Here is a 23,718-nt window from a genome sequence, read left to right on the forward strand (position 1 = left end):
CCCTGTTCCGCCGCGCCGATAGGCCTTAAGCGATCCGCCATGACCGCCGCCCTCCCGCCGATCCGCGACGCCCGCGATTCCGATTCAGCGCCGCTTGCCGCCCTCATCGCCGCGAGCTTCGCCGAGTATCCCGACTGTCTGTTCGATTGGTCGGAATTCCCCGAACTGCGTGCGCCCGCGAGCCATTTCGCGGCGAAGGGCGGCAGGCTCTGGATCGCGGACGCGCCGGGCGGCGCGGTCGCAGGCTCGCTCGGGGTCGTGCCCGTGCCCGAGCAGAACGCCGTCGAGATCTTCAAGGTCTATGCCGACCCGGTCTTTCGCGGCTCGGGACTGGCGCAGGCGCTGTTTGCGCGCGCGCTGGGATTTGCCGAAGCCGGCGGCTATGGCGAGATGACGCTGTGGTCGGACACGCGCTTTGCGCGGGGTCATCGCTTCTACGAAAAGCTCGGCTTCGTGCGCTGGCCCGGCTCACGCTATCTCGCCGACGTGTCTTCGACCTGGGAATACCATTTTCGCAAGCCGCTGACCGGCCCGCCGGCATGACGCCATCGGTTGCGTTGCGGGCCATCCTCGGCATCGCGCTGCTCACCGCCATGGATGCGGTGGTCAAGGCGCAGATGCAGCAGCATCCCTTCCTCGTCGCGCTGTTCATGCGCTTCGCCACCGGCGGCGTCTGCGCGCTCGCGGTGCTGGCGCTGGTCCGGCCGGCCTTTCCGACCCGCGAAAGCCTGATCGGCAACATTGCCCGCGTGCCGGTGGTGGTGATCACGGCCGGCAGCTTCTTCTATTCGCTCTCGGTGCTGCCGCTCGCGGAGGCGCTGACGCTATCCTTCCTCGCGCCGGTCTTCGTGGCGCTGCTCGGCGGGTTGCTGCTGAAGGAGAAGCTCGACGGGCGGATATTCCAGGCGCTGGGCTTCGGCGTCGCCGGCATGCTCGTGATGGTCTGGCCGCGCCTGCAGGGCGAGGTCAGTGGAGCGGGGCTCGGCGTCGCCGCCGCGCTGTTCTCGGCCATCGCCTACGCCTTCAACCTGATCCTGCTCAGGCGCATTGCGCAGAAGGAGCACCCGGCGGTCATCGTCGTGTTCCAGAATCTCGGCCCGGCGCTGCTGCTCGCCATCCCCGCCGCTTACGCCTTCGTGCCAATGACGACGCGCGATCTCGGCGCCTATTTCGTGGCCGGGGCGCTTGGTGTCGCCGGCCACCTGACGCTGACCTCCGCCTTCGCCCGCGCCGCAGCTTCGCGGATCGCGCCGATCGAATACACCGCGCTGATCTGGGCGAGCTTGCTCGGCTACGTCATGTTCAGCGAGGTGCCGCTGCTGACGACCTATGCCGGCGCGCTGCTGATCGTGGCCGGCGCGATCGCGGTCAGCCGGCGGTAGGTCAGACCCTGGTCGTCGCCGGGAAGATCATGCAGGTCTCGGTGCCGTGCGCCAAAAGCTTGCCGTTTTCGTCGACGAGCCGGCCCTCGGTCGTGGCGACCGTGCCGCCGCGATGGATCAGCTTGCCCTCGCAGCGCACCACGCCGCTCCCGGGCATGACCGGGCGGACGTAGTTGATCTTCATTTCCAGCGTCGTGTAGCCCTCGCCGGCCTTGAGCGTCGAATGCGCCGCGCAGGCCATGGCGGAATCGAGGATGGTCGCGGTCCAGCCGCCATGGATCGTTCCCAGCGGATTGAAGAAGCGCGGCGACGGCCGGCCGACAAAGACGACGCGCCCGTGCTCGACCTCGGCGAGATCGAAATCCATCGTATCGGCGAAAGGCGGGCCGGGATGGCGGCCCTCGATCATCCCGCGCAGGAACGAGACACCATCCTCGGCCAGCAGAACCTCGCGGGCCACGACCCCAACTTCTCGCGCCATGACTGCTTGCCTCGCCAATGTGTAGATACACGCTAGCGGCAGCCGGACGCTGCGGTCAAGCCTTGCTCAGCCGGCGGCCCGCGCGACGCGGCGCAAGGCGCGCAGGCCGTCGCGGGTCTCGCTCCAGAGCTCCTTGCCGAGCCCGCCCTCGATCCTGTCCTGCGCGGCGCGCCAATACGGGATCGCGGCCTCGATCGCCGCCCGTCCCGTATCGGTGACGGCATAGATCGAGGCGCGGCCCTTGCACGCGACCGGCTCGATCAGCGCCTCGGCCGCCAGAAGCTGCAGGTTGCGGGTGAGCGAGGTCCGCTCCAGGGCAAAGCGTTCCGCCAGTTCCGTGACCGAGCGGTACGCGCCCGTGCTCAACGCCGACAGCAGGACGAACTGCGTGATCTTCAGCCCGCTCGGCCGCATCGCCTCGTCATAGGCCCGCGTCACGGCCCGCGCGGTCATGCGGATATGAAGCGCGACGCAGGAGCGGCCGATCTCGTCGAGGCGTGGATCATGGGGCCTTGGGTCGTCAAGCCTTGGGTCGTCAGGCCTTGGGTCGTGTTTGGAAACGGTCATGGCGCAATGGTAGCGCGTCCGCGAGACCCACGCGATTCACTTTGACAGGCGATCGATTCTCGCGTCGGCGATGATTTCTTGACTCTGTCATGTGCCGCGCCTATCTCCGCGCAATCGGTTAGCACTCATGAAACGAGACTGCTAACGGATGCCCATCGCGGGCTCGCGAAATGACGCCCGCATCGAATTAGACTCGAGAGGAAGACTGAACCATGAAGTTCCGTCCGTTGCATGACCGCGTTGTGGTCCGTCGCCTTGATGGCGAAGAGAAGACCAAGGGTGGCATCATCATCCCCGATACCGCCAAGGAAAAGCCCCAAGAGGGCGAGATCGTCGCCGTCGGCCCCGGTGGCCGCGACGAGGCCGGCAAGCTGACCCCGCTGGACGTCAAGAAGGGCGACCGCGTCCTCTTCGGCAAGTGGTCCGGCACCGAGGTCAAGATCGATGGCAAGGACCTTCTGATCATGAAGGAATCCGACATCATGGGCGTCATCGGCTGAACGCCTGAGACCGCTTTTCCCGAAATTTCATAAGGAGTTGCTCTCATGGCAGCCAAAGACGTCAAGTTCTCCACCGACGCGCGCGACCGGATGCTGCGCGGCGTCGAAATCCTCAACAACGCCGTCAAGGTGACGCTCGGTCCCAAGGGCCGCAACGTCGTCATCGACAAGTCGTTCGGCGCGCCGCGCATCACCAAGGACGGCGTCACCGTCGCCAAGGAGATCGAGCTCGCCGACAAGTTCGAGAACATGGGCGCCCAGATGGTGCGCGAAGTGGCCTCGAAGCAGAACGACGCCGCCGGCGACGGCACCACGACCGCGACCGTTCTCGCCGCCGCCATCATGCGCGAAGGCCTGAAGTCGGTGGCCGCCGGCATGAACCCGATGGACCTGAAGCGCGGCATCGACCTTGCGGTCGAGGCGATCGTTGCGGACCTGAAGAAGAACTCCAAGAAGGTCACGACCAACGCCGAAGTCGCGCAGGTCGGCACCATCTCGGCCAATGGCGACGAGTCGGTCGGCAAGATGATCGCGACCGCCATGCAGAAGGTCGGCAACGAGGGTGTCATCACCGTCGAGGAAGCCAAGACCGCCGAGACCGAGCTCGACGTCGTCGAGGGCATGCAGTTCGACCGTGGCTATCTCTCGCCCTACTTCATCACCAATGCCGAGAAGATGGTCGCCGAGCTGGAAGATCCCTACATCCTCGTCTTCGAGAAGAAGCTGTCCTCGCTCCAGGCGATGCTGCCGATCCTCGAGGCCGTCGTGCAGACCGGCAAGCCGCTGCTCATCATCGCCGAGGACGTCGAGGGCGAGGCTCTGGCCACGCTCGTCGTCAACAAGCTCCGTGGCGGCCTGAAGGTCGCGGCCGTCAAGGCTCCGGGCTTCGGTGACCGCCGCAAGGCCATGCTCGAGGACATCTCGATCCTGACCGCCGGCCAGATGATCTCGGAAGACCTCGGCATCAAGCTCGAGACCGTGACGCTCGCCATGCTCGGACGCGCCAAGAAGGTGCGCATCGAGAAGGAGAACACCACGATCATCGACGGCGCCGGCAAGAAGAAGGACATCGAAGGCCGCGTCCAGCAGATCAAGGCGCAGATCGAGGAGACCTCCTCGGACTACGACCGCGAGAAGCTCCAGGAGCGTCTGGCCAAGCTCGCCGGCGGCGTCGCGGTCATCCGCGTCGGCGGCGCGACCGAGGTCGAGGTCAAGGAGAAGAAGGACCGCGTCGACGACGCCCTGAACGCGACCCGCGCGGCCGTGGAAGAAGGCGTCCTGCCGGGCGGCGGCGTCGCCCTCCTGCGCGCGCTCTCGACCGTCAAGTCGATCAAGACCGCCAATGACGACCAGAAGACCGGCGTCGAGATCGTCCGCAAGGCGATCATGGCCCCGGCCAAGCAGATCGTCGACAACGCCGGCGATGACGGCGCGGTCGTGGTCGGCAAGCTGCTCGAGTCCAAGGAATACGCCTTCGGCTACAATGCCCAGACCGGCGTGTACGGCGATCTGGTCAAGGCCGGCATCATCGACCCGACCAAGGTCGTGCGCACGGCGATCCAGGACGCGGCTTCGATCGCCGGCCTGCTGATCACGACGGAGGCGATGATCGCCGAGCTGCCCAAGAAGGACGCCATGCCCCCGATGGGCGGTGGCGGCGGCATGGGCGGCATGGACTTCTGAGGAAGTCCAGACGCCCAAGACGTCAAAGTGCTGGAACCGGGCAGGCCCGGTTCCAGTGGCGGCATGGACTTCTGATCCAAGTCACCTGCGAAAGACGAGAGGCCCGGCGCAAGCCGGGCCTTTTTCATGTCCGGCGGATTACAATCGGTTGATGTCGGTCGACAGCCATTGAATGGCCGCATCCGGTGGATCATGGTCCGAATCGTGGCGTTCGCCACAGCTTTCAAGCCCAGTCAGGGATGTGCCGATGCGCCCGTTGAGTTTCGCCGCCGCCGCGCTCGCCGTGATCGCATTGATCGTCGGCCAGCAGACCGGCAGCGCCGGCATCATTGGCATGGGCGTGGTCGGCGTGCTGCTGGCGGTCGCGCTCTTCCGCTCGACGGAGATCGACTTTTTCCTGAAGATATTCTCGGCCATTTTCGGCACGGAATATGTGGTCTTCGGCGCCGGCGCGATCCTGACCCAGCTCGGCTACTGGCCGCAAGGGTGGCAGGCGGCGGCCCCGCCATCGAGCCTTGCCACCACCGTCGCGGTCTTCGGCATCCTGATCTACGCGATCTCCTTTGCCCCGATCGTGCAGCGCATCGCGCGGATTTCGTCGCCCTATTTCCTGTCGGATGAGCGCACCACGGCGCATCTGTGGCCGTTCGGCAGCTACCGCGTGAAGCTCGGCCATCTCGCCGTGGCGCTGATCGTGTTTTTGATCGTACTGAACCAGGCGCAGGTCGGCGTTTCGCTCAGGCTGAACTTCTTCTACCGCGATTTCTACAACGCCCTGCAGGAGAAGAACGCGCCGGCGTTCTGGGAGCAGCTGCTCTGGGTGTTCTGCGTCTGGGCCGCGATCTCGGCGATTTCCAACCTGATCGAGATCGTGGCGCAGTCCGTCCTGCTGATCCGCTGGCGCGAATGGATGGCCGAGGAATACGGCAAGCGCTGGCTCCAGAACGGCACGCATTACCGCATCTCCCTCGCCGGAGCGGCCGACAACCCCGACCAGCGCATCGCGGAAGACACCCGCTCCTTCCTGAACCAGACCTATCAGTTCTCGCTGACCATGCTGACGCAGGTCTCCACGCTGGTCTCGTTCTCAATCATCCTGTGGACCATTCCCGTCGCGATCACGGTTCCCGGCACCGACATCGTCATTCCCGGCTTCATCTTCTGGGCGACGCTGATCTATGCGGCGATCTGCACCTGGATCACCCATCTGATCGGCAAGCCGCTGATCGCGCTTGATTTCGAGCAGGAGCGGCGCGAGGCGAATTTCCGTTTCTCGCTGGCGCGCCTGCGCGAATATTCCGAGCAGATCGCGCTGATGCGCGGCGAGCCGGCCGAACGGCAGAATCTCGGGCGGGGCTTTGGCGCCATCGTCTCGAATTTCTACCAGTTGATGTGGCGCAAGCTGAAGCTGAACACCTTCACCCTGTCCTATAATCAGGCGAACGTCGTCATCCCCTATGTCCTGCTTGCGCCATACTATTTCGGCGGAGCGATCACCTTCGGCGTGCTTAGCCAGGTCGCCTCTGCGTTCGGGCGGGTCGAGACGGCGATGTCGTTCTTCATCAACTCGTACCAGTCGATCGCCTCCTATCTCGCCTCCATCAACCGCCTGACGACCTTCGAGGCCGCGATCGCGCAGGCTCAAGGAGCCAACGCCGGCGAAAAGGGCGTCCATCAGGCGACCGCACCGGGCGCTTCCGTGCATGTCGACGACGCGACGCTCAGCCTGCCGACCGGACAAGCGATCGTGCGGGTGCAGGATCTCGACCTCGGCGCGGTCAGGCGCACGCTCGTGGTCGGTCCTTCGGGATCCGGCAAATCGACGCTGTTTCGGGCCATCGCCGGCATCTGGCCCTTTGGCCAGGGCAAGGTCGGCATTCCCGCCGGCGCGCAGATCATGCTGCTCCCGCAGAGGCCCTATCTGCCGCAGGGCACGCTGCGGGCGGCCATCGCCTACCCCTCACAGGCCGACGCTTTCAGCGACGCCGACATCAAGACTGCCATGCATGCGATGAAGCTCGACCATCTCGGCGACCGGCTCGACGAGGTCGATCTCTGGGGCCAGCGCCTGTCTGGCGGCGAGCAGCAGCGCCTGGCCGTGGCGCGCGCGCTGCTGGCAAAGCCCGACTGGCTGTTCCTCGACGAGGCGACCGCTTCGCTCGACGAGAAGCTCGAAGGCGAGGTCTACGCCACGATCGAAAGCGCGCTGCCGCAGACGCGGATCGTCTCGATCGGCCATCGCTCGACGCTGCGCGAAATGCACGATGCTGTCGTGACGATGCAGCCCAACGAGGACGGCACGTTCAGCCCGAAGGCGGCAAGCCCGGCGATGGCCGGGTAGAGCAAGGCCGACTGATCGAGCCCCCTCCCCATCATCCTGGGCGAGCGAAGCTCGTCCCGCGATCCATCATCGAGCACGACAGCGCCTTATGATGGATTCCGGGTCTGCGCTTCGCTTGCCCGGAATGACGGCGAGGGAATGATCAAAACCAGAGCCATTGAAATCACAGGATTGATTTCGTGACAGGGTCTCAGGACGGGCGTTGCCGTATCGCGCCCGCAGCCCTCAGAGCGTCCGGTCGAACTGGACTTCTCCGGCCGCGCCCTTGATCACGAGCTTGCCGTTGACGAGGTCCCAGTTGCGCGCGCCGCGCAGCGCGGTGAGATAGCTGCGCTCGAAATCGAGCATGGCCTTGTCGCAGGTGCGCTTGGTCAGCGCGAGCGGCCCGACCGCGAAGCCCTGCTGGCGCAGCGGGTAGGAGGCGGCCGAGAAGGTGTTGCAGCCGCCAAAACCCGTGCCGCGCAGATTGGCGTCGACATGGAAGGTGGCGCGCCGGTCGGCGACAGGCTTGCCGTTCAGCGAGACCGCGGCCCAGGCGCCGCCGAGCGGAAAGGTCTTCTCCTGCTGGGCGGGCGGAATGTAGGTGTCGGGCTGCGGCGGTCGCTCGTTGCCGCCGCGGCCACGGCGCTGGGCTTCGGCGGGGGCAGCGATCAGCGAGAGCGTCGGCACGAGTGCGGCGAGAAGAGCGGCGTAGCCAAGGCGTCGGTTCATGGTTTTCTTACCTGCAGTCAGGACCGCGACGATAGCGCATGGAGCATCCCTGGAGAAAGCGCGTAGCGGCGTATTGTCCAAGGATCAATCATGAACCGCAGCCATAGCGGTGAATTCAGGATTTTACGCGGCAGCCGCGCCGGCCGATATCAACCCGATCGGTGATCTTAAGAAAATTTGTGCGGGCCTGCATCCACAGCCCCCGGCGGCGAGTAGCAACTCCACGTCGGGAACACGACGGCTTTGGCGATCCTGCTGTTCCCCCCGAGGCAGGAACGCAACATGAGAGGCCGCTTCCCCCCGGAGCGGCCTCTTTTTTCGTCTGGAACGCGTCAGATTCGTGCGAAAAGTCGCTCTGTCAGCGGGTTGGCCTTGCGGAAAACATAGGCCGGCGCGCTCACGGTGATGTCGTCGGCGCCCTGGCGGGCGAGATGCTCGACCAGCGCGAAGACCGATTTTTCCGGGCAGTGAATCGTCTGGACGCCATCGCGCCCGGCCACGCCGAAAGGAAGCCGCGCGCCGAAAAGTTGGCCGAGCGCCTCGACCGCCGCCGCCGAGCCGTTGACCGCGCGGGCGCGAATCTCGCGCGTCGTCCGCGCCTCCTCCTCGGCTGCGATGCGGGACAGGATGGCGTTGGCTGCCGCACGCGCCTTTTCGCTCCAGGGCGCGCGCACGGAGGCGACGAGGTTGGCCTCCGATGACAGCATCGTGCCGTCGTCGAGTACTTTCAGCGCGTTGCCCGCCAGCGTCGCGCCGGTGGTGGTGATGTCGACGACGATTTCGGCGGTGCCGGCGGCCGGCGCGCCCTCGGTCGCGCCCAAGCTCTCGACGATGCGGTAGTCGGCGAGGCCATGCTGCGCGAAGAAGCGGCGGGTCAGGTTCACGTATTTCGTGGCGACGCGCAGCCTGCGACCCTGCCGGATGCGCAGGCCTGAGGCGACGTCGTCGAGATCGGCCATGGTGCGGACATCGATCCAGGCCTGCGGAACGGCGACGACGACATTGGCGTTGCCGAAGCCCAGCGGCGTCAGAATCTCGACGAGCGCGTCGGCATCGCTGACCTGCTCGCGCACCAGATCCTCGCCGGTGACGCCCAGATGAACGGCGCCCGAAGCGAGCTGCGAGACGATCTCGGAGGCCGAGAGGAAAGCGACCTCCGCGCCCTCGACCCCGGCGATCGTTCCGCGATAGTCGCGCTCGCCGCGCGACTTGACGAATTTCAGGCCGGCGCGGCCGAAGAACGCCGTGGCGTTTTCCTGCAGCCGGCCTTTGGAGGGCACGGCGAGAACGAGCGGCGCGTTGTCGGGAGCCTGCGAGGCGGTCTCTTCAAATGCCTGCGGCGCTTGTGTCATGATGCGTCTCCCGCCAGCCGGTCGAGCCAGAGCGAGGCGCCGACCGCAGGCGTCGGGCTTTTCGCGCCGAGGCGGCCGAGCACATCGTCATAGCGCCCGCCACCGGCGACCGGCTTGCCGTCGCCGCGCGCAGCGTCGTGAAGCTCGAAGATGAAGCCGGTGTAGTAGTCGAGATTGCGGGCAAAGCCGGTCTGGAACGCAATCTGCGCCACATCGACGCCGCGCACGGCGAGGAAACCGGTGCGCTCGTCGAAGGCGTCGAGTTGCCTCGCAAGGTCGAGCGAGGCGCGCTCCGCCAGCGCGCGTAGCGCAGCCGACGCGCCATCGGGATCACCTGTGACGGCAAGCGCCTCCGCCAGCACGGCGCGGACATCGCCGCTGACGGGGTTCTCGCGCTCGGCGGCCCGCGCCAGGAAGCGCTCGGCAATATCGCCCGCGCTGCGGCCGCCCACCGTCGCTATGCCGGCGATCGACAGCACGTCCTCGACGAAAGCCTTCGCCGCCTTTGGGTCCTGCCCCTCAAGCGCCTTGAGCAGGCCGGCATGGGCGGCGTCACCCTCGGATTTCGGCACATCGAGCGCGGCGACCGCATCCGCCCCCCTGCCCTGCACGACCGCGCGCATCAGCCGGCGGCGCGAAGCATGCGGCACGGCAAGACCGTCGAGCAGCGCGTTCAGCAGCGCGACATCGCCCATCACGATCTTCGGCTGGCTAAGACCGAGCGCGGCCGTGGCCTCGATCGTCAGCGCCATGATCTCGGCGTCGGCGGCGGCGAAATCCGTCCGGCCGAAGGATTCAAGCCCGGCCTGCGCGAACTCGCCGGGCTCGCGCGCCCGCATCCGGAAGACCGGACCGGCATAGGCATAGGCCGCCGGCTCGGTCGCGCCAGACGCTATATGATCGAGCGCGACGGGGATGGTGTATTCGGGCCGCAGACACCAGTCGCGGCCATCGGCATCCTGCGTCATGAAGATGCGCCGGCGGATATCCTCGCCCGAGAGGTCGAGGAAGACGTCCGCAGGCTGCAGGATCGCCGGCTCGGCGCGGCCATAGCCCTCGCGGGCCAACAGCGCGATCACGGTCTCGATTTGGGCTGCACTGGCGGGCACGGGCGGGGTTATCCTGTTGCGGCGCTGTCCTAGCAGTAGCGCCAAGGATTTTCGACGGTTTTTAGGGAATTGGGTGAACGGGAACTGGCGGGGCGCTGGGAACCCCTCTCCCGGAGGGAGAGGGGCAGGGGTGAGGGGAAGGCCCATAAACCAGCGCGGCACAACCCTTCCGCGCGCCCGTTTAGGCCACTCCCGAAACGTCCGTCACCTCACCCCTGCCCCTCTCCTTACAGGAGAGGGGTTCTTCCAGCGCCTCACCGATACCGCGCCAAGACCTTTTTCACCCCCTCGACCAGCTCCGCCACCGGCACGGCGAACTGCGCCTGCGCCTGCCGCTCCTTGTGCTCGGCGGAATCCTTGACCTCGCGACCGGCCGCCGCGAGCTCCGCGCCGAGGATCAGGTCCTTGACGATGACGGTGCCTGCCTCGCGCTCGGACGAGCCCTGGATCACCGCGCAGACCGCGCCGCGCTTGTCGGCGTATTTCATCTGGGCGTTGAAGCCCGACGAGCCGAGATAGAGATCGGCGCGCAGCAGCGGTTTTCCGCTGTCGTCCTTGGCGTGGCGCAGCGCGGAGACCATCGCCTGATAGCCCGGCATGTGCTCGGGCGACTTGTTGTCCATCGCCGTGACGACGACGAGCGGCAGCTCGGCCTTGGCATCGACGATGGGCGATTTGACCGCCTTCAGCGCCGAATAAAGTCGCGAGACGCCGATCGAGAAGCCGGTCGCCGGCACCGGCTCGGGCCGGAAGCGGCCGACGAGGCCGTCATAACGCCCGCCGCCGGCGACGGAGCCGAAGCGCACGATTTGGCCGTCGTCATTGGTGACCGGGAAGGTCAGTTCAACCTCGTAGACCGGGCCGGTGTAGTATTCGAGGCCACGGACGACGGAGGGGTCGATCTGGATTCGGCTACTGCCGTAGCCAGCCGCCTCACAAAGGCTGCGTATCGCGTGAAGCTCGTCAACACCTTCAGTAGCCAAGGCATTTTGAGCTAGGATACCCTGCCAGAATGCAATCGTCATACTGTTGTCGATCCGACGTTCGACGCCTTGGTCACTATCGCCTGACGCCATATCATCCCAAGGACGGTTCTTGAATTCGATGTCTTTGCGGCCAACACCACGAGCTGTTGCGCCAACTACTTTGAGAAGGTAGTCGCACTTGTCGGGATCCAGCCCCGCGCCCTTGGTAAAATCCCCGCTCTCGTCCTTGCGCCCTTCGCCCAACAGCAGCCGCACGCCGTCGGGCCCGAACTTGTCGAGCTTGTCGATCGCCCGCAGCACGGTCAGCCGCCGCCCGGCGTTGTCCTCACCGCCGAGGTCGATCGCCTCCATCACGCCGTCGAGCACTTTCCGGTTGTTGACCTTGACGACGTAGTCGCCGCGTTTGATGCCGAGCGCTTCCATCGTATCGGCCGCGAGCATGCAGATCTCGGCGTCGGCCGCGACGCTGCCCGCGCCGACGATGTCGGCGTCGAACTGCATGAACTGGCGGAAGCGCCCCGGGCCGGGCTTCTCGTTGCGGAAGACGTAGCCGGCGCGGTAGCTGCGATAGGGTTTCGGCAGCGCGTCGTAGTTCTCGGCGACATAGCGGGCGAGCGGCGCGGTCAGATCGTAGCGCAGCGAAAGCCACTGCTCGTCATCGTCCTGGAAGGAGAAGACGCCCTCATTGGGCCGGTCCTGATCGGGCAGGAATTTTCCGAGCGCATCCGAGAACTCGACGAAAGGAGTCTCCACCGGCTCGAAACCGTAGCGCGAAAAGCTGTCGCGGATGACGCCGAGCATGCGCTCGGTCGCGGCGACGTCGGCCGGTCCACGGTCGACGAAACCGCGCGGCTGGCGGGCCTTGAGTTTGTCGGGCTTCGACATGGCGTTGGGTTCTCTGGTCTCATGGCGTCGGCGGACGCTCAAATCTGTCGCGCGAGGGGTTAGCCCGCTGGCGCAGGCGGGGCAAGCATGTCGCAGTGATAGGCGCAAGGACGGCATTCGGTTAGGATCGTCCGCATCGGCAGGAGGACGGCTATGACAAGCTGGTTGCGGACTTTTGCTGTTTGCCTCGTCGCAGGCCTTGCGCTCGCTGCCTGCAGCCCGAGCGAAGCCGACCAGCGCAAGGCCTTCATCGCCTTCCTGAAAGAGGACGTGCTGTCGAAGCAGGGTGCGCGCGTGCCGCGCCCCGATGCGGAAAAGCAGAAGCCTTTCGGCGACTATGCCGGCCACTATGCCGTGATCACCCGTTTCCACGACCGCATGGACACTTCCGTCGCCAAGCCGATGCAGGAGGCGATGGCCAAGGGCATGCCGCGCTCGATCGAGGATGTGGTGATGCGTAAAGCCGACATCGCGGCGGTGCGCGTCGGCTTCTCCGGCATGCGTCAGGCGCTCGAGCAATCGGCGGCGGCGACCGAAAGCGAACGGGCCGCGCTGAAGCAGCCGGAGGATCTGGCAAGTGTCTATGCGGCCACCTACGACAAGCTGGTGACGCAGCCGGTCGCGACCTTCCGCGAGATCTTCCCGCCGACCGACGAGGCGTTCGCGGCCATTCTGGCGCTGGCAGAGCTGATCGAGGCCAACCGGCCGGGCATCAAGCTCAACGGCTCGCAGATCGAGATCCAGAACGCGGCGCTGCGCGACAAGGTCCAGGCGGCGTTGACGGCGATGAGTTCAAAGCAGCGCTCGATGGTCGAGGCCCAGCAGAAGCTGCGGCGGCTGGTCTATGGGGGATAGCCAATCCTGCTCGCCTGGAACCCGCTGAGTTTATACGGAACAACGCCGTCATTCCGGGCGAAGCGAAGCGCAGACCCGGAATCCATCGTAGAGAACCGCGCTTTATGATGGATTCCGGATCGGCGCGGCTGCGCCGCTTGTCCGGAATGACAGCGCCGTTCCATCACAGGGCAGCACGTACTCAGCCCTCATCCGTCGAGACGCGAGCTTTGCTCGCTCCTCAGGATGAGGGCTCGGGGTGAAAGTCGACACGTCCCGGTCTCACTCCGCTGCAATCAGCGCCGGTGTCCTGAGCGACACATCCGCAATCCCCGCTTTCGCTAGCTTCTCCGGCAGCGGCCCGCCGGTCGCCCAGTCGAGCAGCTCGGCGGTATGGACGACCGGCACGGCCGAGCCCTTGTCGGCAAAGCCCTTCGCCAACTGCGTCATGCAGCCGATATTGCCGGTGGCGACCAGCACCGGCTTCGTCTTCTCGATGTTGCCGATCTTGCGGGCGCGCAATTGGCCTGCGATCTCGGGCTGGAGGATGTTGTAGACGCCGGCCGAGCCACAGCAGATGTGGCCCTCCGGCACCTCCCTGACCTTGAAGCCGGCGGCAGCGAGCAGGCGCTTGGGCCCGTCCTTCAACTGCTGGCCATGCTGCATCGAGCAGGCCGAGTGATAGGCGATCGGCATGGCGACATCGCGCACGGGGCGCAGTTCGAGCGTTCCGAGGAATTCCGTGACGTCTTTCGCCAGCGCGGACACCCGCGCCGCCTTCTCCGCATAGGCCGGCTCGTTGCGGAACATGAAGCCGTAGTCCTTGATCGTGGTGCCGCAGCCCGAGGCCGTGATCACGATGGCGTCGAGCCCCTGCCCGTCGATCTCCGCCATCCAGGCGTCGATGTTGCCGCGCGCAAACGACAGCGCATCGTGTTCGCGGCCCATATGATGGACGAGCGCGCCGCAGCAGCCCTCTCCCTTGGGCAGCACGACCTCGACGCCATGGCGGGTCAGCAGGCGGATCGTCGCCTCGTTGATGCCAGGGTCGAGCACCGGCTGGGCGCAACCGGACAAGAGCGCGACGCGCCTTGTGCGCGCGCCCTCGACCGGAAAGCTCCTCGGGCCCTCCATGGCCGAACGCGACGGAAGGCTTGATGGGGCGAGGTCCAGCATCGCCTTCAGCCGCGCACCGACGGCCGGCAGCGCCCCGAGCAGGCCGGCGAAAGGCTTGCCCAGCATCGCCGCCAGCATCGCCAGCCTGAACCGGCCGGGATGCGGCAGGACCGCTGAGAGCACGCGCCGCAGCATCCGCTCGGCCCAGTCGCGCTGGTACGTTTCCTCGATATGGGCGCGGGCATGGTCGACGAGGTGCATGTAGTTCACGCCCGATGGGCAGGTCGTCATGCAGGACAGGCAGGAGAGGCAGCGGTCGACATGCTTGACCACCTCCGCGGTCGCCGGCTTGCCGTTCTCCAGCATGTCCTTGATCAGGTAGATGCGCCCGCGCGGGCTATCGAGTTCGTCGCCAAGCAGCAGATAGGTCGGGCAGGTCGCGGTGCAGAAGCCGCAATGCACGCAGGTCCGCAGGATCTTCTCCGAGGCCGGGAGCCGGGGGTCGGAGGCGAGATGGTCGGGCGTGAAGTTGGTCTGCATCGCTATTCTCTGATCGTCCTGTCACCCGCCACGCATCCTTCCTTCTCCCGGATGGGAGAAGGTGGCCCGGAGGGTCGGATGAGGGCCTGCCGGTCGGGATGGGCCGCAACGGCTCCGTTGCGTTTCACTGCCGGGCGGCAGGCCCTCATCCCTGCCCTTCTCCCATCCGGGAGAAGGGTTCTTCCAGCGCCTCTCATATCCCCGCATACATCCGGCCGGGCTCGAAAATCCCCGCCGGATCGAAGCTCTTCTTGATGCCCGCCGTAACCCGCATCAGCGGTTCGGCCAGCGGTTCGAACACGGCGACGCTGGCGCGGATCGCATCGGGCGCGCGCACCAGCGTGGCATGGCCGCCGAGCGGCCTGATCGCGGCGCGGATCGCGGCAGCGCCTGCATCGCCCTGCGCGGAGACCGCCAACCAGACCAGCCCGCCGCCCCAGTCATAAAACCAGCGCGCCTGCGGAATCGCGTTCATGATAGCGGCCGCCGCTTTCGGCCCGTTGGTCGGCGCAAGCGAGAGCCGCCAGACCGCCTCGTGCGTGCCGGCGAAGAAGCGAGCGTCGCGGATCTCGGTCCAGAGCGTGTCGGAGGCCGAGCCCTCGATCAACTCAGGCGCGCCATGGGCGCGGAGCAGGCCCGCCAGTTCGGTTTTGCGATAGTCGATCGAGGCCGAAAAATTCTCCAGCCGCAGCAGCGTACGGGCGTGGTCGGCGCCGATGCCGGCCGGCAGATGGGCGGCCGCCATCGGCTCGAAGGGCGAACCCAGGGCGGCGCAGAGCAGCGCGACGCCTGTCTCGTCCGAAAGCCCACGCCAGACCAGCGTGACGATCCGCTCGGGCGTCGGCAGCACACGGAAAATCACCTCGGTGAGAAAGCCGAGCGTGCCATGGCTGCCGGAGACGAGCTTCACCAGATCCAGCCCCGTGACGTTCTTCATCACGCGCCCGCCGGACTTGATCGCCTCGCCGCGGCCATTGACCATACGGATGCCGATCAGGGAATCGCGCGCCGCGCCCGCATTGATCCGGCGCGGGCCGGAGATGTTGCCGGCGGCGACAGCGCCGATGGTCGGCTCGCCGGTCGTTGCGAAAAGCGGGCGGTGGTCCATCGGCTCGAAGGGCAGCATCTGGCCACGATCGGCGAGCGTCTTCCGCACCAGCGACAGCGGCGTACCGGCGCGCGCGCCGATCACCATCTCGGCGGGTTCGTAAAGCGTGATGCCGGTGAGGCCGGCGCTGCAGAGCGTGCTCGCCGCCTGCGAGGGGCGGCCGAGCCCCGAACGCGTGTTCCCGCCCTGGATCGAGAGCGGCGTCGCACCGGCGAGAGCGGAGACGACGATGGCGCAGGCCTGCGCCTCGGTGGTGGGAGTGTGAACGATCACGCCGCAATCCGCCCTTCCAGCGGGAACACCTTGGCCGGGTTCAGCAGCCACATACGGTCGAACACCGCCCTCACCCGCATCTGCTGGTTGAGATCCTCCCCGTTGAACTGGAAGGTCATCAGGTCGCGCTTCTCGATGCCGACGCCGTGCTCGCCGGTCAGGCAGCCGCCGACCTCGACGCAGAGTTTCAGGATGTCCATGCCGGCATCCTCCGCCTTCTGCGCCTCGACCGGATCGTTGCAGTTGTAAAGGATCAGCGGGTGGAGATTGCCGTCGCCGGCATGGAAGACGTTGGCGACGCGAAGCCCGTAGCCCTTCACGATCTCGTCCATGCGGCGCAGCACATGCGGCAACTGCCCGGTCGGAATGGTGCCGTCCATGCAGATATAGTCGGCGATGCGCCCCGTGGCGCCGAAGGCGGATTTGCGCCCCTTCCAGATCGCGGCCGACTCCATCGCCGACTGGCTCTCCTTGACCGTCTTGACGCCGTGCTCGCGGGCGATCGCGACGATGCGGGCGAGTTGCGCGTCCATCTCGGCGTCGGAACCCTCGACCTCGATGATCAGCAGCGCCTCGACATCCATGGGATAGCCGGCATGGGCGAAGGCCTCGCAGATATCGATCGCCGGCTTGTCCATGAACTCCATAGCGACCGGGATGATACCCGCGCCGATGATGGCGGCGACCGCCTCGCCGGCCTGCTCGCTGGTCGGGAAGCCGAACAGCACGGGCCGCGCGCCCTCGGCCGAACGCAGGATGCGGACCGTCGCCTCGGTGACGATGCCGAGTTGGCCCTCCGAGCCGACGATCAGGCCGAGGATGTCGAGGCCACCTGAATCGAGATGCGCGCCGCCGATCTCGCAGATCGAGCCGTCGAGCATGACCAGCGTGGCACCGAGCACGTTGTTGGTGGTGACGCCGTATTTCAGACAGTGCGCGCCACCGGAGTTCATGCCGATATTGCCGCCGATCGAGCAGGCAAGCTGCGAGGAGGGATCGGGCGCGTAGAAGAAGCCCTCGACCGAAACGTCGGCCGTGACGGCGAGGTTGGTGACGCCGGCCTGCACCTTCGCGGTGCGGTTGGCGTAGTCGATAGCGAGGATGCGGTTCATCTTGGCGACGCCGATCACCACCGCGTCCTCCTGCGGGATCGCGCCGCCGGCGAGCGAGGTGCCGGCGCCGCGCGGGATGACAGGCACGCCCTGCTCGCTGCAGAACTTCAGGATGCTCGCGACCTCCTGCGTGGTCGAGGGCAGCACGACGGCGAGCGGCATGCGCCGATAGGCCGTGAGCGCATCGGTCTCGTAAGGCCGGCGCTCGTCCTCGGAGGTGATCAGCGCGTCGGGTGCGACGAGCGCGCTCAAGCCGGCGACGATCTGGTCGCGGCGCGCGAGAATGCCGGCGTCGGGCGTTGGAAATGCGATGGCGGACATGGCGGCGGCCTCCTCGACGGGCAACGCAGACCCTAGACCAATTCCAGCATGCTTGCAGTGTGGCTCATGTCCATGATTATTTCTTTTTAGGAAAAGATCGCGAGAGGATACAGGGCTTCGATGGACCGGTTCGGCGATCTAGACGTCTTCGCCCATGTGGTGACCGCAAAGAGCATGTCGGCGGCAGGACGGCAGCTGAAGCTTTCGCCGGCCGTCATCTCCAAGCGTATCCGAAGACTGGAGGAGCGGCTCGGCGTCAGGCTGCTGCAGCGCACGACCCGGCAACTCTCCCTGACCGAGGCGGGACAGGGCTTCTACGAGCGCGTCGTCTCGATCCTGTCCTCGATCGAGGATGCCGAAGCCTGGGTCGCGAGCGGCTCGGGCCATGCGCGCGGCACGCTGCGGGTTTCGGCTCCGACCTCGTTCGGGCGGATGCACATCGCGCCGCATCTCAAACCGTTCCTCGACGGCAACCCGCTGGTCAGCGTCGACCTGATCCTGAGCGACGCCTTCGTCGACATCGTCGGCGAGGGCTTCGATCTCGCCGTCCGCATCGCCGACCTGCAGGATTCCAGCCTGGTCGCAAAGCGGCTCGCGCCCAACCACCGCGTGCTCTGCGCCGCGCCGGACTATCTCGCGGCGGCAGGCATGCCGGCGCATATCGAGGATCTCGGCCGCCACACCCTGATCGCCCATAACGCCGACCACTGGCGGCTCGACGGGCCTTCGGGGCCGGTCTCGGTCAGGGTCAACGGGCCGCTGCGGACGAATTCGAGCGAAGTGGTGCGCGAGGCGCTGCTGGCGGGCGTGGGCATAGCCCTGCGCTCGACCTGGGATGTCGGGCCGGAGCTGAAATCGGGCGCGCTCCGGCGCGTCTTGCCCGAGTATTCGGTCGGCAGGCGCGTCGCGGTCTACGCGGTCTATCCAAGCCGCCGGCACATGGAGCAGAAGGTCCGCGCCTTCGTCGATTATCTCGGCGAGCTCTACGGCGCGACGCCCTATTGGGATGCGGGGCTGGATTTGTAGGGTTGCCGCGCCGGGCGCGCTCGCCGATGGTGCGCGCGCTCAAGACTGCGGAGATCAAATTCATGTTCGGCGTCATCGAAGGCACAGGCACCACGGTTCTCGACCCGCGCTTCCACCGTGTCATCCCAGGCTCGGCCCGCGTCGAACGGCTCTGGAGCGGCTCGCGCTGGGCCGAGGGGCCGGCCTGGTTCCGGGCTCACGGCCTGCTGGTCTGGTCGGATATTCCCAACGACCGGATGCTGCGCTACGACGCGATGACCGGGCAGGTCGGCGTATTTCGCCAGCCGGCGCGCAACGCCAACGGCAACACCGTCGATCCCCAGGGCCGGCTGGTGACCTGCGAGCATGGCGGGCGGCAGGTGACGCGCACCGAGCATGACGGATCGATCACCGTGCTGGCGAGCCATTTCGAGGGCAGGCGGCTGAACTCGCCCAACGACCTCGTGGTCAAATCGGACGGCTCGATCTGGTTCACCGACCCCGATTACGGCATCCTCAGCGACTATGAGGGCGACAAATCCGAGAGCGAGATCGGCGCGTGCCATGTCTATCGCATCGACGGGCAAAGCGGCGCGCTGACGATCGTCTCCGATGATTTCGTCAAGCCAAACGGGCTCGCCTTCTCGCCCGACGAAAAAATCCTCTACATCGCCGATACGGGTGCGAGCCACGACCCGACCAACGGTCCGCGCCATATCCGCGCCTGCACGGTCAATCCCGATGGCGCGACGCTTGGCGCTTCATCCATCTTCGCGACCTGCACGGCTGGCCTCTTCGACGGCTTCCGGCTCGATATCGCCGGGCGGGTCTGGAGCAGCGCCGCCGACGGTGTCCATATCTTCGCGCCCGACGGCACGCTGATCGGAAAGATCGCCATCCCCGAGATCGTCGCCAATGTCTGCTGGGGCGGGCCGAAGCTCAACCGCCTCTTCATCTGCGGCACGAGTTCGCTCTATGCCGTGATGACCAACACCAACGGCGCGGGCTGGCCCCAGACGGGCGGGCGCGGCTGACGCACCCGCCGGTTGGTCAGGCTGCCCTGGAACGCTTCGCCGGCGCACTGCGCCTTGCCGGTGGCTGGCCGGCCAGAGCCTCCGCGCGGGCCGTCGCATCGAGATATTCGGCGACGGCGGCCGTGCGCTTGAGCGTCCGCCAATAGACATCCTCCATCAGGAGATGGGCGAATTCGCCGTTGCGGCCGATGCTGTAGAGCCCGGCGACGCCGGTATCGCGCGCGAAACTCTGCCTGCGCTCCTCATAGGCCGCGAGATAGACCGGATAGGCCACCGGCGTCCGCAGGATGCCGCCGGCCCCGGAATAGAGCCGCCGCAGATGAGGATAGATCTCGCACAGTCCCTCCAGGCAGATCGCCGCGAGTTGCTCGTTCGGCATCGTCCAGTAGGCGTCGCCGACCTCGCAGCCGATGTCGAAGGTGATCTGCGTCCGGCCCTCGGGCGCGAGCCAGGGCATGGCGTGCGGCGCCTCGGTCATCCGGAAGAACGGCTTGGTGCGATCGGGCACCCAGAGCATCGTGTCGGGCAGCAGATCGCGCCCCTCGAAACGCAGGTTGACGAAGATCATCGGCCGGTAACGGAAGGCCGCGAGATCGTCGAGCGCATCGGTCCCCGTGACCAGCTTCGGCAGGACATGAACCGGCGCGGTGCTGACGACGGCCGCGACCGGGACGGTCTCGCCCCGAACGCGGATGGCGGCGACCTTGCCACCCTCGACCACGATCTTCTCGACCGGAGATTCCAGCTGGATCAGATGCTCGATCTTGCGCGCGGTGGGTTCCAGCAGCTTGGCAATGCCGCCCTCGGGATAGACATGATAGAGCCCCGCGCTCTCCGGCATTTCGTGCGAATAGCCGTTGCAGACGGCGCGGCCTGTGACGCGGGCCGCCGCCTTGAGATAGATCGACTTCAGGATGCCGGAGCCGAACTTGTTGCCGACCGACGGGGCGAGTTCGTCGGCCGATGCGCCCGACCAGGCCTCGGCGAGCGGGATCGCGACCTCGCGGGCCAGCGCCTCGCCGTAATTCTGCACGAACCAGTCCGCAGCGGTCGAAACCGGCTTTGCACTGCCCAGCCTGGCGACGAGCGCACTGCCGACGAAACGGGGCTGCGCCAGCAGGCCGAGCGGGTAGCTGCAGCTGCGTCCTTCGAGCTGAACGGCCTCGCCGTAGCGGGTAACCGTCCTACAGATATCGGCCGCGCCGAGCTCGGAAGCCAGGCGATTACTGACGAAATGAGCGCCGAAATCATAGGTGAAGCCGCTATCGTCCTTGAAGGACGACGCCAGCCCGCCGATGGATTTGCCGGCCTCGAAGACACGGGCGGGAATGCCGCGGCGCTCGAAATCCAGCGCAGCAGTGAGTCCGGCGATTCCGGCCCCTATGATGGCGACCGGCTTGACGACTTTGCTCCAGACGCCCGAGCGGATTCTTGCTGAACTCACGGCCCGACCCCATGGCTCCCACGCGACCGGAGCGGCGGGGGGAGACCTTTGGAACCTTACTCTACGGCGCTTGCGATCACGTTCACGCGATTGCGTAAAGTGCTGAATAAAATAATGAAATTCGTTAACCGTGATCGAGGCTCTCCGATTGGCCGGCTTGCTGGCTCAGCCCCGCCGCGCGTGGCACACGCCTTGCTGAACTGCATGCATCTTCCTTCCCAGAGGTGCATGCATGTTCAAACTCCTGGCAGTCTCCGTCGCGTTTGCCTTTTCGCTCGCCAACGCGGCACAAGCGGAGTCGGTCGTCCGCTACGGCATCTCGCTCGCCGATATCCCGCTGACCTCGGGCCAGCCCGATCGCGGCGCCGGCGCCTACAAGTTCACCGGCTACACGCTCTACGACCCGCTGGTGGCGTGGGAGATGGACATCGCCGACCGGCCGGGCAAGCTGGTGCCGGGGCTCGCGACCGAATGGAAGGTCGATGCGGCCGACCAGAAGAAATGGCTTTTCACCCTGCGCGACGGCGTGAAGTTTCATGACGGCTCGACGCTCGATGCCGCCGCCGTGGTCTGGAACCTCGACAAGGTGCTGGACGAGAAGGCCGCCCATTACGACCGCCGCCAGGCCGCGCAGGTCAAGCCGCGCCTGCCCTCGATTGCGAGCTATCGTGTCGTCGATCCCAAGACCGTCGAGATCACCACCAAGGCGGTCGACAGCTTCTTCCCCTACCAGATGCTCTGGTTCCTCGTGTCGAGCCCGGCGCAATACGAGAAGGTCGGCAAGGACTGGGACAAGTTCGCGATGACGCCTTCGGGCACCGGGCCGTTCAAGCTCGACAAGTTCGTGCCGCGCGAACGCGCCGAACTCGTCCGCAATCCCGATTACTTCGACAAGAAGCGCCTCGCCAAGGTCGATCGTCTGATCCTGCTGCCGATTCCCGAGGTGCTGGCGCGGACCAATGCGCTGATCACCGGCCAGGTCGACATGATCGAGACGCCGGCGCCCGACACCGTACCGCAGCTCAAATCGGCGAAGATGCGGATCGTCGAGAACGTCACGCCCCATGTCTGGAACTATCATCTCTCGGTCGCGCCGGGCTCGCCGTGGGTGGATGTTCGCCTGCGCAAGGCTTTGAACCTCGCCATCGACCGCGACGGCATCGTGGCGCTGCTGAACGGGCTCGCCCGCCCGGCAAGCGGTCAGGTCGATCCGACCAGCCCGTGGTTCGGCAAGCCGAGCTTCCAGATCAAATACGATCCGGAAGCCGCCAGGAAGCTGCTCGCCGAGGCCGGCTACTCGAAGCAGAAGCCACTGAAGACCACCTTCGTGATCGCACAGGGCGGCTCGGGCCAGATGCAGTCGCTGCCGATGAACGAATTCATCCAGCAGAACCTCAAGGATGTCGGCATCGAGGTCGAGTTCAAGGTGGTCGAGCTCGAGGTGCTCTACACGCGCTGGCGCAAGGGCGCCAAGGACGAGATGAACGCCGACGTCACCTCCAACAACATCGCTTACGTCACCTCCGATCCGTTCTACGCGATCATCCGCTTCTTCCATTCCAACCAGGTCGCGCCGGTCGGCATCAACTGGGGCACATGGTCGAGTCCGGCGGTCGATGCTCTCCTCGACGAGGCGACCAAGAGCTTCGACGTCGCCAAGCAGGACGAGCTGCTCGCAAGGGCGCACAGCCTGATCGTCGACGACGCAGTGCTTGGTTGGGTGGTGCACGACACCAATCCCCATGCGCTCTCGCCGAAGGTGACGAAGTTCGTCCTGGCCCAGCACTGGTTCCAGGATCTGACCACGGTCGGGGTGGATTGAGAGGCGCGGGAAAGACAGCTCCGCCGCGACGACAGTGGAACGCTCAGGCCTTCGGGGGCTCGGGCTTCATCTTCGACACGATCAGCGGCATCAGCAATCCCAGCAGCATGAAGCGCGCCAGATGGTGCGCGCCGACATAGAGCGGGTCGAGCCCCATGGCGAAGGCGAGCATCGCCATCGCCTCCAGCCCGCCCGGCGCAAAGGCCGCCATCGCGGTCGCGTAGGGCACGCCGGCGAGCCAGGCCGCCGGCCAGGCGAAGGCGAAAGCCACAGCGACCGAGACGACGAAGCCGCCGATCGCGAGCGGGAACAGCGCGGCGAGTTCGCTGCGCTTCACATTCGAGACCCTGCCCCCCATCACCGCGCCGAGCAGCACGAGCACGGCGATCTGGATCGAGGGCGGCAGCGTGCCATGGACCAGGCCGGTTCCATGCAGAATCGCGCTCGCCATGGTCGAACCCAGGATGATCGGCGCGGTGACGCCGATGCGCTCGAAGACGAGACCTGTGACGAGGCCGCAGGCCAGCACGAGCAGCATCTGGCCCGCTCCCGCGACCAGTGCGACAGGAGCCTGCCCGACCACGCCGTCGCCGGCCGCCTGCATGATGCTCGGCAGGCAGGCGACGAGGACGAGAATGCGGAAGAGCTGGACGACGGCGATCTTGCCGATATTGGCGCCCTTGGCCTGCGCCACCGCGATCACGGCCGACAGCGCGCCGGGCGCTGCGGCCAGCAGAGCGTCGATCCAGGACCAGCGCGCGACATAACGCAGATAGGCCCCCGTCGCGAGCATGATCGCGGCCAGGCCAACGAAGAGCACGGCGAGCGACCCGGGATAGCGCGCGGCCGCAGCCAGCGCCTCGGGCGTCGCCGCCGAGCCGATCAGCGCGCCCGAAAGCAGCATGGTCGAATCGAACCAGGGCTTGCGCAGGTCAGGCAGGGGCCTGAGCACGCCGACGACCGCGACCAGCAGCATCGAGCCCGAAAGCCATGCGGCCTGGATGTCGAACAGGGCGAGCGACGCGCCGCCCAATGCCGCCAGCGCGATGACGAGAGACTCGCGCCACAGGATCATCAGCCGTGTCGAGGGGTAACCGAAGGGTGTCATCGCA

Annotated in this window: 20 protein-coding genes; 9 read left to right on the forward strand and 11 right to left on the reverse strand. The window is 66.4% G+C overall.

Going from position 1 to position 23,718, the window contains the following annotated elements; translation table 11 throughout:
- The first annotated feature begins 39 nt into the window (after positions 1-39).
- Together AC1DZY_RS04955 and AC1DZY_RS04960 are read left to right on the forward strand one after the other, a co-directional pair.
- Positions 40-543 (forward strand): GNAT family N-acetyltransferase, encoded by a 504-nt coding sequence (locus tag AC1DZY_RS04955; protein WP_476818964.1) that lies wholly within the window; start codon positions 40-42, stop codon positions 541-543.
- Entirely contained in the window at positions 540-1,382 is an 843-nt protein-coding gene (locus AC1DZY_RS04960) for a DMT family transporter (protein ID WP_476818965.1), read from the forward strand. The genes AC1DZY_RS04955 and AC1DZY_RS04960 overlap by 4 nt, the downstream gene beginning before the upstream one ends.
- A 1-nt stretch (position 1,383) precedes the next feature.
- Here AC1DZY_RS04960 and AC1DZY_RS04965 read toward each other — a convergent pair whose 3' ends face one another.
- Positions 1,384-1,863 carry a PaaI family thioesterase gene (locus AC1DZY_RS04965; protein WP_476818966.1) on the reverse strand — a complete coding sequence of 160 codons (480 nt, stop codon included), beginning with the start codon at positions 1,861-1,863 and terminating at the stop codon, positions 1,384-1,386.
- A 66-nt stretch (positions 1,864-1,929) separates the two neighbouring features.
- A complete protein-coding gene (locus tag AC1DZY_RS04970; protein ID WP_476818967.1) occupies positions 1,930-2,430 on the reverse strand; it encodes a MarR family winged helix-turn-helix transcriptional regulator in 501 nt (166 codons plus the stop codon).
- Positions 2,431-2,642: 212 nt separating this feature from the next.
- Here AC1DZY_RS04970 and groES point away from each other — a divergent pair, with 212 nt between their 5' ends.
- From groES to AC1DZY_RS04985, 3 genes are all read left to right on the forward strand, one after another.
- Positions 2,643-2,930 (forward strand): co-chaperone GroES, encoded by a 288-nt coding sequence (gene groES, locus AC1DZY_RS04975; protein WP_476818968.1) that lies wholly within the window; start codon positions 2,643-2,645, stop codon positions 2,928-2,930.
- Between the two features lie 45 nt (positions 2,931-2,975).
- Positions 2,976-4,613: a chaperonin GroEL gene (gene groL, locus AC1DZY_RS04980; protein ID WP_476818969.1), complete on the forward strand. Its 1,638-nt coding sequence runs from the start codon at positions 2,976-2,978 to the stop codon at positions 4,611-4,613.
- A 247-nt stretch (positions 4,614-4,860) separates the two neighbouring features.
- The gene (locus AC1DZY_RS04985; RefSeq protein WP_476818970.1) at positions 4,861-6,954 is read left to right on the forward strand and encodes an ABC transporter ATP-binding protein/permease; all 2,094 of its coding nucleotides are present in this window, start codon (positions 4,861-4,863) and stop codon (positions 6,952-6,954) included.
- Between the two features lie 225 nt (positions 6,955-7,179).
- Here the strand turns inward: AC1DZY_RS04985 and AC1DZY_RS04990 are convergent, their stop codons facing one another.
- The 4 genes from AC1DZY_RS04990 to hisS all read right to left on the reverse strand — a co-directional run bounded on the left by AC1DZY_RS04990 (position 7,180) and on the right by hisS (position 11,997).
- Entirely contained in the window at positions 7,180-7,665 is a 486-nt protein-coding gene (locus AC1DZY_RS04990; RefSeq protein WP_476818971.1) for an META domain-containing protein, read from the reverse strand.
- Between the two features lie 332 nt (positions 7,666-7,997).
- The gene (hisG, locus tag AC1DZY_RS04995; RefSeq protein ID WP_476818972.1) at positions 7,998-9,017 is read right to left on the reverse strand and encodes an ATP phosphoribosyltransferase; all 1,020 of its coding nucleotides are present in this window, start codon (positions 9,015-9,017) and stop codon (positions 7,998-8,000) included.
- On the reverse strand, positions 9,014-10,126 hold the full coding sequence (locus AC1DZY_RS05000) for an ATP phosphoribosyltransferase regulatory subunit (protein ID WP_476818973.1): 1,113 nt from the start codon (positions 10,124-10,126) through the stop codon (positions 9,014-9,016). Before AC1DZY_RS05000 ends, hisG begins: the two co-directional genes overlap by 4 nt.
- A gap of 254 nt (positions 10,127-10,380) precedes the next feature.
- Complete coding sequence (hisS, locus tag AC1DZY_RS05005; RefSeq protein WP_476818974.1) at positions 10,381-11,997, reverse strand: histidine--tRNA ligase; 1,617 nt, start codon at positions 11,995-11,997, stop codon at positions 10,381-10,383.
- 153 nt (positions 11,998-12,150) lie between these two features.
- Between hisS and AC1DZY_RS05010 the strand changes: the two genes are divergently transcribed.
- Positions 12,151-12,852, forward strand: coding sequence for a DUF3053 family protein (locus AC1DZY_RS05010; RefSeq protein ID WP_476818975.1), 702 nt, complete (start codon positions 12,151-12,153; stop codon positions 12,850-12,852).
- A 261-nt stretch (positions 12,853-13,113) separates the two neighbouring features.
- Here the strand turns inward: AC1DZY_RS05010 and glcF are convergent, their stop codons facing one another.
- The 3 genes from glcF to AC1DZY_RS05025 all read right to left on the reverse strand — a co-directional run bounded on the left by glcF (position 13,114) and on the right by AC1DZY_RS05025 (position 17,301).
- Positions 13,114-14,487, reverse strand: a complete 1,374-nt coding sequence (gene glcF, locus AC1DZY_RS05015) for a glycolate oxidase subunit GlcF (RefSeq protein ID WP_476818976.1) — start codon at positions 14,485-14,487, stop codon at positions 13,114-13,116.
- A 193-nt stretch (positions 14,488-14,680) separates the two neighbouring features.
- The gene (locus AC1DZY_RS05020) at positions 14,681-15,868 is read right to left on the reverse strand and encodes an FAD-binding protein (protein ID WP_476818977.1); all 1,188 of its coding nucleotides are present in this window, start codon (positions 15,866-15,868) and stop codon (positions 14,681-14,683) included.
- On the reverse strand, positions 15,865-17,301 hold the full coding sequence (locus AC1DZY_RS05025) for an FAD-linked oxidase C-terminal domain-containing protein (protein ID WP_476818978.1): 1,437 nt from the start codon (positions 17,299-17,301) through the stop codon (positions 15,865-15,867). Before AC1DZY_RS05025 ends, AC1DZY_RS05020 begins: the two co-directional genes overlap by 4 nt.
- A gap of 120 nt (positions 17,302-17,421) precedes the next feature.
- On the opposite strand from AC1DZY_RS05025, the gene AC1DZY_RS05030 reads away from it, so the two are divergent.
- Positions 17,422-18,327, forward strand: coding sequence for a LysR family transcriptional regulator (locus AC1DZY_RS05030; RefSeq protein ID WP_476818979.1), 906 nt, complete (start codon positions 17,422-17,424; stop codon positions 18,325-18,327).
- Positions 18,328-18,389: 62 nt separating this feature from the next.
- On the forward strand, positions 18,390-19,340 hold the full coding sequence (locus AC1DZY_RS05035; RefSeq protein WP_476818980.1) for an SMP-30/gluconolactonase/LRE family protein: 951 nt from the start codon (positions 18,390-18,392) through the stop codon (positions 19,338-19,340).
- Between the two features lie 16 nt (positions 19,341-19,356).
- Here the strand turns inward: AC1DZY_RS05035 and AC1DZY_RS05040 are convergent, their stop codons facing one another.
- Positions 19,357-20,784, reverse strand: coding sequence for a protoporphyrinogen/coproporphyrinogen oxidase (locus AC1DZY_RS05040; RefSeq protein WP_476818981.1), 1,428 nt, complete (start codon positions 20,782-20,784; stop codon positions 19,357-19,359).
- A 232-nt stretch (positions 20,785-21,016) separates the two neighbouring features.
- Here AC1DZY_RS05040 and AC1DZY_RS05045 point away from each other — a divergent pair, with 232 nt between their 5' ends.
- Positions 21,017-22,606 (forward strand): ABC transporter substrate-binding protein, encoded by a 1,590-nt coding sequence (locus AC1DZY_RS05045; protein WP_476818982.1) that lies wholly within the window; start codon positions 21,017-21,019, stop codon positions 22,604-22,606.
- A 43-nt stretch (positions 22,607-22,649) separates the two neighbouring features.
- On the opposite strand, the gene AC1DZY_RS05050 is transcribed toward AC1DZY_RS05045, so the two are convergent.
- Positions 22,650-23,714 (reverse strand): AbrB family transcriptional regulator, encoded by a 1,065-nt coding sequence (locus AC1DZY_RS05050; RefSeq protein WP_476818983.1) that lies wholly within the window; start codon positions 23,712-23,714, stop codon positions 22,650-22,652.
- Positions 23,715-23,718 lie beyond the last annotated feature (4 nt).

It is taken from the genome of Allobosea sp. P2_A10 (assembly GCF_056405115.1).

What these genes read in the sequence shown, in the direction of transcription:
- AC1DZY_RS04955 (WP_476818964.1), top strand. Translation starts at nt 40, where the DNA reads ATGACCGCCGCCCTCCCGCCGATCCGCGACGCCCGCGATTCCGATTCA.
- AC1DZY_RS04960 (WP_476818965.1), top strand. Translation starts at nt 540, where the DNA reads ATGACGCCATCGGTTGCGTTGCGGGCCATCCTCGGCATCGCGCTGCTC.
- AC1DZY_RS04965 (WP_476818966.1), bottom strand. Translation starts at nt 1,863, where the DNA reads ATGGCGCGAGAAGTTGGGGTCGTGGCCCGCGAGGTTCTGCTGGCCGAG.
- AC1DZY_RS04970 (WP_476818967.1), bottom strand. Translation starts at nt 2,430, where the DNA reads ATGACCGTTTCCAAACACGACCCAAGGCCTGACGACCCAAGGCTTGAC.
- groES (WP_476818968.1), top strand. Translation starts at nt 2,643, where the DNA reads ATGAAGTTCCGTCCGTTGCATGACCGCGTTGTGGTCCGTCGCCTTGAT.
- groL (WP_476818969.1), top strand. Translation starts at nt 2,976, where the DNA reads ATGGCAGCCAAAGACGTCAAGTTCTCCACCGACGCGCGCGACCGGATG.
- AC1DZY_RS04985 (WP_476818970.1), top strand. Translation starts at nt 4,861, where the DNA reads ATGCGCCCGTTGAGTTTCGCCGCCGCCGCGCTCGCCGTGATCGCATTG.
- AC1DZY_RS04990 (WP_476818971.1), bottom strand. Translation starts at nt 7,665, where the DNA reads ATGAACCGACGCCTTGGCTACGCCGCTCTTCTCGCCGCACTCGTGCCG.
- hisG (WP_476818972.1), bottom strand. Translation starts at nt 9,017, where the DNA reads ATGACACAAGCGCCGCAGGCATTTGAAGAGACCGCCTCGCAGGCTCCC.
- hisS (WP_476818974.1), bottom strand. Translation starts at nt 11,997, where the DNA reads ATGTCGAAGCCCGACAAACTCAAGGCCCGCCAGCCGCGCGGTTTCGTC.
- AC1DZY_RS05010 (WP_476818975.1), top strand. Translation starts at nt 12,151, where the DNA reads ATGACAAGCTGGTTGCGGACTTTTGCTGTTTGCCTCGTCGCAGGCCTT.
- glcF (WP_476818976.1), bottom strand. Translation starts at nt 14,487, where the DNA reads ATGCAGACCAACTTCACGCCCGACCATCTCGCCTCCGACCCCCGGCTC.
- AC1DZY_RS05025 (WP_476818978.1), bottom strand. Translation starts at nt 17,301, where the DNA reads ATGTCCGCCATCGCATTTCCAACGCCCGACGCCGGCATTCTCGCGCGC.
- AC1DZY_RS05030 (WP_476818979.1), top strand. Translation starts at nt 17,422, where the DNA reads ATGGACCGGTTCGGCGATCTAGACGTCTTCGCCCATGTGGTGACCGCA.
- AC1DZY_RS05035 (WP_476818980.1), top strand. Translation starts at nt 18,390, where the DNA reads ATGTTCGGCGTCATCGAAGGCACAGGCACCACGGTTCTCGACCCGCGC.
- AC1DZY_RS05045 (WP_476818982.1), top strand. Translation starts at nt 21,017, where the DNA reads ATGTTCAAACTCCTGGCAGTCTCCGTCGCGTTTGCCTTTTCGCTCGCC.
- AC1DZY_RS05050 (WP_476818983.1), bottom strand. Translation starts at nt 23,714, where the DNA reads ATGACACCCTTCGGTTACCCCTCGACACGGCTGATGATCCTGTGGCGC.